The following is a 15,490-nucleotide window of genomic DNA, read 5'->3' as shown; positions in this document are numbered from 1 at the left end:
CATGTCGTTTAATTTATTAAACATTGCCAGTTCTGGGGTTAGAGCAAGCTCGGAGCTATTGCAAACGACAAGTAAAAATATTGCCAATGTAAATACCGTAGGCTACGTACGTGAGCGTACTGAATTTACCACTATGGTTGATAACCAAGTAGGGCGAGGCGAAACATACCGATTACTAAACGAGTTTGCTCAGTCACAGCTAAATCGTGACACCTCTAATAAATCGTTTTTCGATCAGTTTATTACTGAGGCTAATCGAGTTGATACTATTTTTTCTGAAGAGTCGAACAACCTTTCGACCGGAATTAACTCTTTATTTAATAACGTGCAAGAAGCGCTAAATCAACCGTCATCTACCGTTGCCCGCTCATTAGTAATAACAGATGCGCAAAGCTTAATTGATCAAATGGATAGGCTTTCAGGCATCGTGCTTGATCAAAAAAGTGTAGTGAACGAGCAGCTCGAAATATTTTCAGATGAAGCAAACTCACTAATTCAAAGTATTAGCACGCTAAATCAAAATATTGCAGCAGTTAATGGCACTAATAACGCCGCAGATGCCAGCTCTACCTATAACGAACGCGATAAAGCAATACGCGACTTATCAGAGCTAATAGACATTGAAACGCTTGATGGTCCAAATGGCGAAAAACTCGTTTTTATGGGCACAGGCGAAGCAGTTGTTATGCAAAATGGCGCATTTAACTTATTTTCGATGACGGGCGACCCCGATCCTAATTTTAAAGAATTCACGCTTGACGTTAATGGTGGCAAAGCAGTGCCGCTTGAAGTTGATGTAAGTAAGCTTAAAGGCAAAATTGGCGGCTTACTTGCTTTTAGAGATGACATATTAGTCCCTGCGCAAAACCAAATTGGCCAAATGGGCTTAGCGATAGCCGATGCATTTAACGAACAAAACAAATTGGGTATGGATGCAACAGGTCAGCTAGGGGGTAATATTTTTAATATTCCTACCGTTGGCGCTTATGCGTATCAAGCTAACACAGGTACTGCCGGTATGACTGCCACGGTAGAGCCTGGTAAAGGTAGTGAACTTCCTGCCAGTGACTTTATTATTACCTATACAGGCAATGCTAATGAAGTAAGTATTCAGCCTATAGATAACAAAGGGGATCCGCTGGGGCAGCCTTCACTTGCTGATATATCGTCAGGTGTTATTGATTCATCGACTACTACCGGAGAATCATTTGGCCTTCAAGTAAATGTATCTGGGGCAGGTGTTGAGGGGGATCAATTTCAAATAAAGCTTAATTCAGATGCTGCTTCAAGTATTACACTTGCAACAGGCCGCGCAGAAGATTTAGCACTAGCATCGCCAATCCGTACTGCTAACGATTTAAATAATATAGGCACCGCTACTATTTCAGCGGGAGAAGTAACAAGTGTTACCTCCGGTGGATTTACTTCAACACCAAGCTTAACGAATGGCGAAATAACGCTTGTTAAAACAGGTAATGCTAACGAATATCAAGTTACTGATAATAGCGGAACGAGTACTTTTACTATTACGCCTCCTGCAAAAGGAATGTTATCGCAAGCGGGTGCACCATTCGATACCTACGGATTCGATTTTGATATAGAAGGTACACCAGCAACAGGCGATACCTTTACACTTGAGTTTAACGAAGGCGGCTTTGATGATAACCGTAATGGTTTAAAATTAGCTGATTTACAAAATGGTGAGTTAGTCCGTTTAAATGTAGAAACAACAGCAACTGCCGACAATCATAAAACGTTCAACCAAGCTTATTCAGGGTTAGTGAGTGATATAGGTGTGATAACTGGCCAAGCAATCACAAGTGGGGCTGCATTTGACGCTCTAGCACAGCAATCTGAGGCATGGTATGAATCACTATCTGGAGTAAACCTAGATGAAGAGGCCGCAAATTTACTGCGTTTTCAGCAATCATACTCAGCATCAGCACAAGTTTTAGCAGCAGCCCAAGAAATTTTTGACACCTTATTAAATGCGGCGAGGTAATTATGCGTTTATCAAATAATTTAATGTACCAAAACAACATAAATAAAATACTCGACAACCAACAAGGTGTTGCAAATGCTCAAGAGCGTGTAACAACAGGTGAAAAGTATTTAACCACCTCAGAAGCGCCAGCTGCTATTTCGCAAGCTATGTTGTATTCAAATAAAATACAAACTAATGAGCAATACACTAAAAATATCGATCAGCTTACCGGCAGGCTAGAAACTGAAGAAAGCGTATTACAAAGCATAAATAGTAATATTCAACAAGCGCAAGAGCTCACTATTCAGGCTGGTAATGGTGTTTATACTAAAGACGATTTAAAGACGTTTGCATCAGAACTTAGTGGCATTCAACAAACGCTAGCTAACTTAATGAACACCCGATCAGAAGACGGAAAATTCATATTTTCAGGATACCAAGACAGCACGCAGCCTTATCAGTTTGATTCTGCAGCGGGTGAGTACACCTATAATGGCGACCAAGGGCAACACCAAATAACTATAGCTGAAGGCGTATCAATTAAAGCGAGTGATAATGGCTTTGACACGTTTGAAAAAACTAACGCGCGATTAAATGTAGAATCTAACACGGCAAGTGTTTCAGGCTCTATTACTGCGGCAAGTGTATATGTTGACGGCCAAGCTGAGTTTGATAAGTTTCATCAAGCAAATTACAACGCAGACCCAACAGCTTCAGCAACAGCAAATACATATAGTGTATTAGTAAGCCCAGGTGCTACAGCAACAGACCCACAAACCTACGAAATATACCGAGATGGCGCAGCACTAATCCCCGCAATAACAGGTGAAGTTAGCGATGATACAATTGAATACGCAGGTATGACGATTGAATTAGAAGGCACAGCACCTGGTCAACTCGATTTCAGCCTTGAAAAACCAGGCAAAGAAAACGTACTTAATACATTGCAAGCACTTATTACTGGCCTTAACGATGGCACACTTGAAGGTGATGACTTTCAGCAAGTGCTTGCTGATGGCCTAGTGCAATTACAGAACTCGAGTGAGCAAGTGGTATTTACCCAATCAAGTTTAGGCGGACGTATGAACGCGCTTGAAAGAGTAAGCGATTCAAACTTAGCACTCGATATTCAAAATAAAAGTAATCGCTCTAACTTAGTTGAAGTTGATATGGCAGAAGCTATTAGCGAACTAACCAAACAAGAAACGGCACTGCAAGCATCGCAAGCCACTTTTGGCCGTTTAACTAACCTCTCGTTATTCGATTACTTATAAGCAGATTATAAGCAGAAATACTTTGCCGCTTTACCCACTTTAAAGCGGCAAAAAATTGTCACTCCTTTCTAAACAACTTCACTCTTTATTTACAATTCAATAAATTATATATTTTCATTTAAAAACAACAGCTTAAAAATAAATTAAAGTTGGCACAGTAAATGCTTTTCTTATTATAAGAAATTATCGAACAGTGGTTCCTGTTAAATCGTGTTGAACCACACTCTGTTTAAACCTAGGAGATGGTAAAATGGCATTAACAGTAAATACTAATGTGTCGTCACTGAACGCACAACGCAACTTAACAAAATCTGGCGAAGGCTTAGCTACTTCAATGGAGCGCTTATCATCGGGCATGCGTATTAATAGCGCAAAAGATGATGCCGCGGGCCTACAAATTTCAAACAGATTGACGTCACAAATTAATGGCCTAGCCGTTGCTCAGCGAAATGCTAATGATGGTATTTCAATGGCGCAAACAGCTGAAGGCGCGATGAGTGAATCGACTAATATTCTTCAGCGCATGCGTGAACTAGCATTGCAGTCTGCTAATGGCTCTAATTCAGATGAAGACAGAGAGTCACTCCAGAAAGAAGTCTCTGCATTGCAAACAGAGTTAACCCGTATAGCTGAAACAACCTCGTTTGGTGGTCAGCAATTATTAAATGGTGACTTTGGTACTAAAGCTTTCCAAGTTGGTGCCAATGCTAATGAAACAATTAATGTATCGTTAGGAAATATTGCTGCAGATAATATAGGTGAAAATGCAATTAAAGGTGGTGGCACTGTATTCAATAATACGGTAGCCGCAGGTACGGCTTTTAGCGACTCTACAGCAGGCTCTAATGCAGTTGTTTTATCTGGTCCAAAAGGTAATACAACTGAAGATTTAAGTCTCATAAATGCACAGGAAACAGCAGACGCAATCAATGCAGCGGCAACTGGTATAAAAGCTCAAACATCAGTGACAGCAACAATTACAGCGCTGTCATCAGCTGATACGGGCACACTGGCTGTTGGTGAGAAAACTTTTGATTTATCATCATATAACGGAAGCGCGTCTGATTTAGCATCTGACCTTGGTAAAGCTGGGATAAACGCAACGTATGACGCTGATGCTGGTAGCATATTAATTGAAGAAACTGACGTAGCAGGCGTATTACTGGTTGGTGATGGTGCAAGTACTGCTGCATTAAACGGTACAGTTGGTAGTGCAACCGGTGCTGTAGTGGATTCTCAGGTTAATCTGACGTCATCAGATAAGTTTACTGTTGGTGCGTCGGCTGAGATAGCAACCGTAGGTAACTCTACATTAGATCAGGTTGCAGAGATAGACATTAAAACAGCTTTAGGTGCACAAAACTCAATTACTGTGATAGATGCTGCATTAGCAAATATTGATGAAAATCGTGCTGATTTGGGTGCTGCTCAAAATCGTTTTGGCCATACAATTAGTAATTTAGCAAATATTGCGGAGAATGTTTCTGCATCACGTAGTCGTATTCAAGATACAGATTTTGCAACTGAAACAGCACAGATGACAAAAAACCAAATATTACAACAAGCGGGTACGTCTATACTTTCGCAAGCGAATCAAATTCCACAAGCAGCAATTAGTTTATTAGGTGGCTAATTATTGGTTTAATGTATAACTGGCTACATAAACGCACTTTAAATTAAGTGCGTTTTTTGTTTTTAGGTGGTTAAAATCACTAAAAGCATAATATTTAAATTGTATTTTAAACTCATTTAAAATAACTAATCTTTTAAAACAGTCGGTTAGGTTTTTTTAAACAGATAAACTAATTTATTTCTAAAATACTTCTAAAGATAATTTACCTCCTGCCGTTAACTTAATCAGTACGGAGCTGAGCATACAATTGTGACAGCTCTTGGTTAAATTAAAATAGCAACATTACGAAAGTAATCAGGAGTTTTATTATGATTTCAGTAAACACAAATGTATCTTCACTAAATGCTCAACGTAACCTATCTCAATCAGGTTCTGACTTAGCTACTTCTATGGAACGTCTATCATCGGGTATGCGTATTAATAGCGCAAAAGATGATGCGGCCGGTCTTCAAATATCAAACCGTTTAACATCACAAGTAAATGGCTTAGCGGTAGCGCAACGTAATGCTAACGATGGTATCTCAATGGCACAGACTGCTGAAGGTGCGATGCAAGAATCGACCAGTATTTTACAACGTATGCGTGAATTAGCACTGCAATCATCGAATGGCTCTAACTCTACTGAAGACAGAGAATCACTTCAAAAAGAAGTATCTGCATTGCAAACAGAGTTAACCCGTATAGCTGAAACAACCTCGTTTGGTGGTCAGCAATTATTAAATGGTGACTTTGGTACTAAAGCTTTCCAAGTTGGTGCCAATGCTAATGAAACAATTAACGTATCATTGAACAACATAGCTGCAGATAATCTAGGTCAGAATGCTATTAAAGGTGGTGGCACTGTATTCAATAATACGGTAGCCGCAGGTACGGCTTTTAGCGACTCTACAGCAGGCTCTGCTGCGGTTGTTTTATCTGGTCCAAAAGGTAATACAACTGAAGATTTAAGTCTCATAAATGCCCAGGAAACAGCAGACGCAATCAATGCAGCGGCAACTGGTATAAAAGCTCAAACATCAGTGACAGCAACAATTACAGCGTTGTCATCAGCTGATACGGGAACACTGACTGTTGGTGAGAAAACTTTTGATTTATCATCATATAACGGAAGCGCGTCTGATTTAGCATCTGACCTTGGTAAAGCTGGGATAAACGCAACGTATGACGCTGATGCTGGCAGCATATTAATTGAAGAAACTGACGTAGCAGGTGTATTACTGGTTGGTGATGGTGCAAGTACTGCTACATTAAACGGTACACTTGGTGATGCAGCTGGTGCTGTAGTAGACTCTCAGGTTAATCTGACGTCATCAGATAAGTTTACTGTTGGTGCTACCGGTGGTGAGATAGCAACCGTAGGTAACTCTACATTAGATGAAGTAGCAAAAATTGATTTAAAAACAGCAGTAGGTTCTCAAGATGCACTTGCAGTTATTGATGCTGCGTTAGCAGATATCGACTCGCAAAGAGCTGACTTAGGTGCTGTTCAAAACCGTTTTGACCACACAATTAGTAACTTGGCTAATATTTCTGAAAATGTATCTGCTTCACGTAGCCGTATTCAAGATACAGACTTTGCAACTGAAACTGCACAAATGACGAAAAACCAAATCTTGCAACAAGCAGGTACGTCAATCTTGTCGCAAGCGAACCAGTTACCACAAACAGCACTTAGCTTATTAGGTTAATAAGTTAGAGTAATAGCTTAATGGTTAGCTAACTAATACATAAAGTCAGTATTAGTATTTTAAAAAAGGAGGTGGCTTTAGCTACCTCCTTTTGTGGTTTAAGAATATAAACTAAGCTATTGTTGGTTTAATTAAGTACAAATAGGAATCTGTTATGAATACAATTACTTCAAACGCAGAAATTACAACATTACCGACTCCCATTGCTGGTGATGATAAGCAAGTAGGGCAAGCCGCTAGTTCTTTAACTGAGCGAGCGGTTGATGATGTAAAGCAAACGGAAGCGCTCAATCAACAAAAGCTACAGCAAAATCAATACAAAAATAATAATCAAGATGAAAAAGCTCAGCCGTTAGAGCGCGAACAGCTAGAACAAATGGCGCAACAATTGCAGGACTTTATGGGCGAAATGAACCGAAGCTTGCAATTTAAAGTTGATGAAGATTCAGGCCGCGATGTGATTAAAGTCCTAGATAAAAACAGTGGCGAAGTTATTAAGCAATACCCTTCTGAGGAAGTATTAAGCCTAGTTTCTAAACTGTCTGAATCTGCTGGAATTTTGATCGACCAAACAGTTTAGTGAGTGGTTTCAATTACTAACACTAAGTTAGTTTATTTTTGAGTATTTAAGAGGTGAAGTATGTCTATTACATTTAATGGGTTAGGTTCTGGATTAGCAGTGTCAGATATTGTTGATGCGCTAGTTAATGCTGAACAAGCACCTGCTGAAGCTCGCTTAAATACTACAGAAAGTAAATTAACTACGGATATTTCTGCTGTTGGAGCGCTAAAGTCAGCGCTTGAAAAAGTACAAACCTCAATGGAAGCATTGGGTGATAGCGACAAATACCAACAACGCAGTACATCAGGTAATGATGATTTTATATCTATAAGTGCGGACCAAGATGCTCAACCAGGTGGTTATGATGTAAAAGTTAACAACTTAGCCACGGAGCATAAAATACTGTCGCAAGCTTTCGATGCTGATACAGCGGTAGGTCAGGGAACAATGACCCTAACCTCTGGTGATGATAGCTTTGATATTGAAGTATCAGATACTGCGACACTTAGTGAGATTCGTGATGCGATAAACGACAGCAACGATAATGACAGCATTAATGCGACTATCATTACTGATGATAGTGGCCAGCATTTGGTTATGTCCGCTAAAAATAGCGGTGCAGAAAATGAAATTAAAATAGAAATTGCTGATATTGATGGTAATAACACAGATGTAAATGGTCTTTCTCGTTTGGCATTTGACTCTGCTGGTGTGCAAAATACGAGTGAAATAATTGCAGCAACTGATGCATCAATTACCATTGATGGCTCGCTAACTGTAAGTAGTTCATCTAATGAATTTGCCGGAGTGATTGACGGTATTACAATAACTGCTAAAAAACCGCACGATACAGATGACGACATAAGCGACATATCAGTTACCGAAAATAATAATAATATAAAAGCTGGTTTAAATAGCTTCATTACTAGTTACAATGAGTTATTAGAGCTTAGTAATAATTTAGGTGCATCTGGTGAAAGTGGAGCCGGAGTAATGGCTGGTGACTCACTACTTCGTGGTGTTATGTCAAAGCTCCGTAGTGAAATAACTGAATCAGTTGATTTAGGCGATGGTAATTCGTTATCGCTTTCGCAATTAGGTGTTGAAACAGACCGCTACGGTGTTTTAACCCTAAATACAGAAACACTAGATGAGCAAATAGACGCTAATGTAAATTTAGTGCAACAGTTTTTTGTAGGTGATGACGATGATGGCTTTGCACAGTCGTTTGATGAGCTAATGAGCTTTTATACAGATTCCGATGGTATTATTCAAAACCGAATAGACAGTAAAACAAATCAGCTAGACGATTTAGATGATGATCGCTTGGACCTTGCCAGTAAAATGGAGTCGCTATCGTCTCGACTATATGCTCAATATAATGCGATGGATTTATTAGTAGCGAGCCTTAATAACACCAGTAGTTATGTTCAAGCTCAATTAGAGAACATGCCAGGCGTAGTTAGGCAATCAAATTAATAACTGGGTTAAAAGTATTACGAGTCAATAAAAAAACCGCTAAGTTTAAATTTAGCGGTTTTTTATTGTGTACTGCTCTTTAATTCAAATAGTAAGCTATAGCCATGTATTTAGTTAAAATGAAGGCCATTTATTAAACCTTTTTACTAGATGGCTTTATAAGCTTTTATCGCCTTTCCTGACTTTTTATGTTTAATAATAGCTTTTGATGATTCGTTTTTTGCACTATTCGCTTTAACTAAAATGGTATTTATACGAAGCTGAATTAATTCTAATTGCTCTGCGCTTGGACCTTCGCTACTTTCGCACCATTGCTTTATTTCAGTATTTAAAGTGTCTAAAAAAGGCTGAGCTTCGTCTGCATTATCATCATTTACTAACACTTCAATTTTACTAAGCAACGTTTGTATGAGCTCAGAGTAGTTCGTTAGTGGCTCTGAGTATGTTGGCGAGTCCATAATTTAAATTAAACCGCAGGGTTTCGTTGATCTAGCGGAATGTTATCCCAGCCTTCTTTAATTTCTTTAACAATACTTGATACTTCAATAATTGCTTCAATATCGTTGTTTATGTTCGCTTGCGTTAAACGGCGTTGGCAGTAATCGTAAAGTGCCAATAAATTGTTAGAAATACTAGGGTCTTGTTCTACTTCTAAATTAAGTGCGTCTTGTAGGGCACCAAATAATAAAACACAGGCTGAAATGTTTTCACCTTTTTTTTGTATTTCTTTGCGCTCAATAAACCCTTTTGTTGCTGCTAAGCGACCGATAATATTACTGAATATAAGGTTTATTTGTTCGTAAGGAGCCATTTCGGCAATACTACTGGCACGAACTTGACCGTATTTTTTTACTGAGACATGAGCCATGGGAAAATCCTAAAATTTAAAACGATAAAATTATGTGAAAGCTAATATAAAAATTTAATAAAGCTTTTATATTTTTATAAGAACAAAGCAATATTAATGCCAAGCATTTTTACTTATCTATATATCGGCATTTGTAACTTCAACTTAAATTTATAATTGAGTTTATTTACTAACAATAGCATTTTTATTGCCGAGTAAATTAATTTTTAGGGCTAAGTTGTATTTAGGTAATCGCTGAGTAATAACTAAGTTAAAACTACAACTCATACTTAATGATTAACTATTAAGTATGATTGACTTAACTAGCCCGCCTGTTTTTTGGCGTTTATGTCAAAAAACTGCCGCTACCACTTGCATCCATGCTGAACTGGCTTACAATTTAACTAATTATACAAATTAGTGAAAGTACGGCTCGCTAAATATGATCTTGATTTTAGATAATAATAACAACCGCGCAATAGGATTAAATGCTTCACTTGGCTTTATTGGTGAAGCTGCTCAACTATTAAGCGAAGACTGCTTTGAACAAGAATGCAAAAAATATCAGCAGCAAGAATGCATGATTATTTTAGGAGCGTTGCAATCACTTGACCACGAAAGCTTAATTAAACGCTATCCAACATTACCGTTTTTATTAATTGGCGAAACGCTAAAACCACTATTAAGTATAGCTAATGTGGTGGGGCTTATTTGCGAGCCATTTAATCACGAAGTGACAACTCAGTTACTTCACGATTGCCAGCAGTATCAGCGTATGCTGCCTAATGAGCATAAGCATACTAAACCGCATAAAATTTTTGATGGGCTAGTTGGTGAAACAGATGCCGTAAAAGATGTTCGCTTTTTAATTGAACAAGTGGCAAAAACCGACGCTAATGTTTTAATTTTAGGCGAATCAGGCACAGGTAAAGAAGTGGTTGCCCGTAATGTACACCTGCTTTCAAAGCGTATTAATGGACCGTTTGTACCAGTTAACTGTGGTGCTATACCGGCAGAACTGCTCGAAAGTGAACTATTTGGCCACGAAAAAGGCGCGTTTACTGGTGCTATATCGGCTCGTAAAGGGCGGTTTGAACTAGCTCAAGGCGGGACGCTATTTTTAGATGAAATAGGCGATATGCCACTGCAAATGCAAGTTAAGTTGCTGCGAGTATTGCAAGAACGCAGCTACGAACGTGTTGGTGGTACAAAGGCTATCCAAGCTGATGTACGCGTTATTGCAGCCACGCATCGTAATTTGGAAACAATGATTGAAGAGGGTAGTTTTAGGGAAGATTTATATTACCGCTTAAATGTATTTCCTATCGAAAACCCATCACTGAGTGAACGTGCTGATGATATTCCGCTGCTTTTAAAGGAGTTAATGCGCCGAGTTAACGACCAAACAGGTTCTACCGCTAAGTTTACAGAACGCGCAGTTGAGAGCTTAAAAGAACATGCTTGGCCTGGTAATATTCGTGAGCTTGCTAATTTGGTGGAGCGTATGGTTATTATGTTTCCTGAAAAAGTGGTCGATATTCCCGATTTACCTAATAAATATCGTTACATTGAAGTTGAAGCCTACGAGCCAGAATATCCTGAAGAGTTAATGGAAAAAGACGCCTTTAACGACATATTTAGCACCGGTTTTAGCGATTACGAAAGTGAGCCTGACGCTGAGTTTAGCCAAACGGGTAGTGGGTTATTGCCAGATGATGGTATTGAACTTAAAGATTATTTAGCCGAGCTCGAAATAAGCTTAATAACCCAAGCGTTAGAGCGCTATGATTACGTTGTAGCTCGCGCAGCCGAAATATTAGGTGTTCGCAGAACAACACTCGTTGAGAAAATGAAAAAGTATAATCTTTCAAGAGATTAAGGTTTAAAAGCAGCTGTCAGTGTTTAGTTATAAATTGGCCAAACACAGTAGATAAATAACCCCTCGTTTTGTAGGTGCGGTTTTATACCGCACTTTACTTAAAAAATATTAGCAAGAGCGCGAAGTAAATTCGCACCTACACGGTTTTTACTTTTGTTGTAGACGCTAGACTTGCTCGCGTGAAAAACGAGACTTTTAATCACTTAAATAAAAAGTTATTTCACAAAGAGAAAAACGAAGGTAAATGAGAAACCATAGTCAACTTACGCGTTACTTCTCTAAAGCGCAGCGTCTCTTAACCTATTTGTGAACAAATCACTTTTATGGTTATAAATCACTTACCCACTAAAAGCCTTAATAATTTCTTCTTTTCTAAAACAATCATTACTGTGATCGTTAACCATACCGCAGGCCTGCATATGAGCGTAAACCGTTGTAGGGCCTAAAAACTTAAAACCCCGTTTTTTTAAATCTTTCGCAAATGCGGTTGATGCTTCTGTAATTGCCGGGTAGTCCTCAGCGTTATTTAAATTACTTATAATCGGTTTATTATCGACAAACTGCCATTGGTAGTTACTAAAACTTTCAAATTCTTCTTGTATTTCTATAAAGCGTTTAGCGTTGTTAACAGTTGCCTCAATTTTTAAGCGATTGCGCACAATCCCCTCATTAAGCATTAATCTCTCAATATCATCTTGTGTGAATTGTGCCACTTTATTTACATCAAAATTAGCAAATGCTTTTTTATAACCGCTGCGTTTTTTTAAAATTGTATACCAGCTTAAACCCGCTTGCGCTGATTCAAGCGTAATAAATTCAAACAGCTTTGTATCATCATAAAGGGGGACGCCCCATTCTTCATCATGGTAAATAACGTAGTCGGGTTTAGTGGTGTCGAGCCACGGGCAACGGCACTTTATTTGCTCACTCATTATTATTCCTTTTTGTGTGCGTCATTTTTATGTCGCTCAAATTATTGATGTAACTTAATGATAAATATGTAAATAAATTTTGGTATGAATCGTGCATTTAGACATGTATCTACATCAATTCGAGATTTGATTATGGCCCTTGCTAGCGTGCTAAAACCACAGTTTTTTTCTGCAAATCAGTATAACCCATGTTTACTTCAAGAGGAGTACATTGGTGAATTAAGCGATCTGCGCAAGCAAGCAAGTTGGCTTTCGCATTTGGTTGATACCATGCCAGCAGGCGTGGTTGTACTTGATGGCAAAGGGTTGATTGCAAAAGCGAATCAAATAGCGATTGATATGCTTGGCGAGCCACTTGAAGGCGAACGCTGGTTTAATGTTATTCAGCGCTCTTTTAGGCCACATCAAGATGATGGCCACGAAGTGTCTTTAAAAGACGGGCGCCTAATAAAGCTTGATATTACTGCTTTAGCACCAGAGCCTGGGCAACTTATTTTAATGACGGATTTGACCGAAACTCGCCGCTTACAAAAACGTGTTGCACATATGCAGCGATTAAGCGCGCTGGGTAAAATGGTTGCGTCACTCGCGCATCAAGTCCGTACGCCGCTCTCAGCCGCTATGCTTTACGCCGCTAATTTAGGATCAAAACGCTTACCCGAAGCATCTCGCGATAACTTTCAAACAAAGTTAATGTCGCGTTTAAAAGATTTAGAAACTCAAGTAAACGACATGCTGTTATTTGCTAAAAGTGGCGATCAGCAAGTTGTTGAGCAAGTTTCAATGCAGCAGCTTTTAACAGAAGTTAAAGCAGGTGCTGATGCGATGGTTGCACTTAATGAAAGTGAGCTGGATGTAAGCTTACCAGAGCCAGATATACAAATAGTCGGTAATAAAACGGCATTGGCCAGTGCTATTCAAAATCTTGTGCACAATAGTATTCAAGTTATTGGCGGCGGTGCAAAAGTAAAAATTAGCGCACAAAGAGATTTAAAAGATTTAGATATGGTTCGTATTAGTGTGAGCGACAATGGCCCAGGTGTTGATTTAAGCCAAAGCGATAAAATTTTTGAACCATTTTTTACTACAAAAAGTCAGGGCACAGGTTTAGGGCTTGCGGTAGTAAGTTCGGTAGCTAGTGCGCACCAAGGTCGTGTTGATGTGACTAATAATACGCAGGGTGGTGCCTGCTTTAGTTTGTTACTGCCTATTAAGGCAACATCTAAACTAGAGGGTTCATTATGAGTAACACTATTTTAGTTGTCGAAGATGACGCAGGGCTTCGTGAAGCCTTAATAGATACCCTTGAAATGTCGGGTATTGAATGTGTTGCAGCGAGCAGTGCTGAGCAAGCAATGTTACTGCTTAAAAAAGATCAATTTTCGCTTGTTGTAAGCGACGTGCAAATGGGCGCAATGAGTGGCCTGGATTTACTACGCAGTATTAAATTAAACCACCCTGATTTACCTGTATTGATGATGACGGCGTACGCCACAATTGACGATGCGGTAGAGGCGATGCGCCTAGGTGCAATTGACTACATGGCTAAACCATTTGCACCTGAAGTGCTGTTAAATATGGTGAGTCGTTATTTGCCTGAAAAAGCAAAAGAAACCGACGGACCTATTGTTGCTGACCCAACTAGTATTCAATTATTGGAGCTTGCGAGTAAAGTAGCACGCTCTGATGCAAGTGTAATGGTACTTGGCCCAAGTGGTTCAGGTAAGGAAGTACTTGCTCGTTATATTCATGATAAGTCAAGCCGTTGTAATGAGCCATTTGTGGCGATTAACTGCGCGGCTATTCCTGAAAATATGCTTGAAGCCACGTTATTTGGTTATGAAAAAGGAGCTTTTACGGGCGCGATTCAAGCATGTCCGGGTAAGTTTGAGCAAGCACAAGGCGGCACTATTTTACTTGATGAAATTACTGAGATGGACTTAGGGCTACAAGCAAAGCTGTTACGCGTACTGCAAGAACGTGAAGTAGAGCGTTTAGGGGGGCGTAAAACAATTCAGCTCGATGTACGTATTTTGGCAACCAGTAATCGTGATTTAAAAGAAGCCGTGTCTGAAAATCAGTTTAGAGAAGATTTATATTACAGGCTTAATGTTTTTCCACTAATGTGGCGACCATTGTGCCAACGCCCTGGCGATATTATTGTATTGGCTAAGCATTTAATTGAGCGCCATATAAGTAAAAGCAAAGAGCCTATGGCATATTTAGATAAAGGTGCCGAGCAAAAGTTATTGGCTCACGCGTGGCCTGGTAATGTGCGCGAGCTTGATAACGTTATACAGCGTGCACTTATACTGCGCACGGGTAACACAATAAATGAGCATGCTATTTTTATTGAAAACTTAGCAGCTAATAACTTTGTTATGGAGCCATCATTGGCGCCGGCGCAAACAGTATCGTCAACAGAATTAGCTCACGCAGATAAAGGCGTTGATAAAAGCACGCTAAGCTCTGCATATTATGATGAAAAATCACATGCCGAGGTTGAACCTAAGCAGGGCTTGCTAGCGGCAGACACCGGTAGCTATAAAGATGAGCTTAAAGACAAAGAGCATCGTATTATTTTAGAAACCCTTGCACGCTGCCAAGGCAAGCGTAAAGACGTTGCCGAAACATTGGGCATAAGCCCACGAACTTTACGTTATAAACTAGCGCAAATGCGCGATTTAGGTATTTCACTTCCAGCATAACCTCCTATAAACCCTAAGTTTGCGCTGCGAACTTAGGGTTGTCAAAACTCTGACTAACACAAATTAAAGTTAACCTATTGTATTTTAATGATTAATTATTTGGCATGCTTTGTGCTTTATTACTTGTAAGAGTTCACTGCGTGTCAGAGATAAATTATGAAAATTCAAAACAGTGCTGTATTTCAAGAAATGCAATCAATGGCTTTAGAAGCCGGCCGTAATAATCAAATAAATAAATTGCCGACTCAAGTTCAGCCTACTTCTACTTCCCAGTTTGGCGACATGCTAAGTGATGCATTAAATACAGTGCACGGTCTACAGCAAGATGCAGGTCAAAAAGTAAAAGCGGTTGAGATGGGGGATCGAAGTGTATCGCTTGCTGAGGCGATGATTGCTTCTCAAAAATCGTCAGTTGCTTTTGAGGCTACAGTACAGGTTCGTAATAAACTTGTTGAAGCTTATAAAGAAATCATGAACATGCCTGTTTAATTAGGTAGTGGAGAA

The 15,490-nt window shown here is 39.3% G+C and carries 13 protein-coding genes and 1 pseudogene; 11 read left to right on the top strand and 3 right to left on the bottom strand.

What is annotated here, in order from left to right; all coding sequences use genetic code 11:
- Position 1: 1 nt before the first annotated feature.
- From flgK to fliD, 7 genes and pseudogenes are all read left to right on the top strand, one after another.
- Positions 2-2,002, top strand: coding sequence for a flagellar hook-associated protein FlgK (gene flgK, locus CXF64_RS07365; protein ID WP_101216699.1), 2,001 nt, complete (start codon positions 2-4; stop codon positions 2,000-2,002).
- 2 nt (positions 2,003-2,004) lie between these two features.
- The gene (flgL, locus tag CXF64_RS07360) at positions 2,005-3,258 is read left to right on the top strand and encodes a flagellar hook-associated protein FlgL (protein ID WP_101216698.1); all 1,254 of its coding nucleotides are present in this window, start codon (positions 2,005-2,007) and stop codon (positions 3,256-3,258) included.
- Between the two features lie 250 nt (positions 3,259-3,508).
- Positions 3,509-4,891, top strand: coding sequence for a flagellin (locus tag CXF64_RS07355; RefSeq protein ID WP_101216697.1), 1,383 nt, complete (start codon positions 3,509-3,511; stop codon positions 4,889-4,891).
- 308 nt (positions 4,892-5,199) lie between these two features.
- Positions 5,200-5,607: pseudogene (locus tag CXF64_RS21105) on the top strand (flagellin N-terminal helical domain-containing protein); the annotation flags it as partial.
- Positions 5,608-5,910: 303 nt separating this feature from the next.
- The gene (locus CXF64_RS21100; protein ID WP_442960161.1) at positions 5,911-6,579 is read left to right on the top strand and encodes a flagellin; all 669 of its coding nucleotides are present in this window, start codon (positions 5,911-5,913) and stop codon (positions 6,577-6,579) included.
- A 154-nt stretch (positions 6,580-6,733) separates the two neighbouring features.
- Complete coding sequence (locus CXF64_RS07345) at positions 6,734-7,159, top strand: flagellar protein FlaG (protein ID WP_101216695.1); 426 nt, start codon at positions 6,734-6,736, stop codon at positions 7,157-7,159.
- Between the two features lie 60 nt (positions 7,160-7,219).
- Entirely contained in the window at positions 7,220-8,620 is a 1,401-nt protein-coding gene (fliD, locus tag CXF64_RS07340; RefSeq protein ID WP_101216694.1) for a flagellar filament capping protein FliD, read from the top strand.
- A 146-nt stretch (positions 8,621-8,766) separates the two neighbouring features.
- Here the strand turns inward: fliD and CXF64_RS07335 are convergent, their stop codons facing one another.
- Complete coding sequence (locus CXF64_RS07335) at positions 8,767-9,078, bottom strand: hypothetical protein (protein ID WP_101216693.1); 312 nt, start codon at positions 9,076-9,078, stop codon at positions 8,767-8,769.
- Between the two features lie 8 nt (positions 9,079-9,086).
- Positions 9,087-9,488, bottom strand: a complete 402-nt coding sequence (fliS, locus tag CXF64_RS07330; protein ID WP_024608173.1) for a flagellar export chaperone FliS — start codon at positions 9,486-9,488, stop codon at positions 9,087-9,089.
- Positions 9,489-9,909: 421 nt separating this feature from the next.
- Between fliS and CXF64_RS07325 the strand changes: the two genes are divergently transcribed.
- Positions 9,910-11,346, top strand: a complete 1,437-nt coding sequence (locus CXF64_RS07325; protein ID WP_101216692.1) for a sigma-54 dependent transcriptional regulator — start codon at positions 9,910-9,912, stop codon at positions 11,344-11,346.
- Between the two features lie 338 nt (positions 11,347-11,684).
- Here the strand turns inward: CXF64_RS07325 and CXF64_RS07320 are convergent, their stop codons facing one another.
- Positions 11,685-12,278, bottom strand: coding sequence for a DNA-3-methyladenine glycosylase I (locus CXF64_RS07320; RefSeq protein WP_101216691.1), 594 nt, complete (start codon positions 12,276-12,278; stop codon positions 11,685-11,687).
- Between the two features lie 132 nt (positions 12,279-12,410).
- On the opposite strand from CXF64_RS07320, the gene CXF64_RS07315 reads away from it, so the two are divergent.
- The 3 genes from CXF64_RS07315 (at position 12,411) to fliE (ending at position 15,475) form a co-directional block, all read left to right on the top strand.
- The gene (locus CXF64_RS07315) at positions 12,411-13,523 is read left to right on the top strand and encodes a sensor histidine kinase (protein ID WP_007581877.1); all 1,113 of its coding nucleotides are present in this window, start codon (positions 12,411-12,413) and stop codon (positions 13,521-13,523) included.
- Positions 13,520-14,986: a sigma-54-dependent transcriptional regulator gene (locus CXF64_RS07310; RefSeq protein ID WP_101216690.1), complete on the top strand. Its 1,467-nt coding sequence runs from the start codon at positions 13,520-13,522 to the stop codon at positions 14,984-14,986. Before CXF64_RS07315 ends, CXF64_RS07310 begins: the two co-directional genes overlap by 4 nt.
- Positions 14,987-15,142: 156 nt before the next feature.
- Positions 15,143-15,475, top strand: a complete 333-nt coding sequence (gene fliE, locus CXF64_RS07305; protein ID WP_008168784.1) for a flagellar hook-basal body complex protein FliE — start codon at positions 15,143-15,145, stop codon at positions 15,473-15,475.
- Positions 15,476-15,490: the final 15 nt, after the last annotated feature.

It is taken from the genome of Pseudoalteromonas sp. GutCa3, assembly GCF_002836155.1.
Taxonomy (GTDB): Bacteria; Pseudomonadota; Gammaproteobacteria; order Enterobacterales; family Alteromonadaceae; genus Pseudoalteromonas; species Pseudoalteromonas arctica.
Note: the sequence above shows the minus strand (reverse complement) of the source record. Positions and strands in the feature narration are given on the sequence as shown.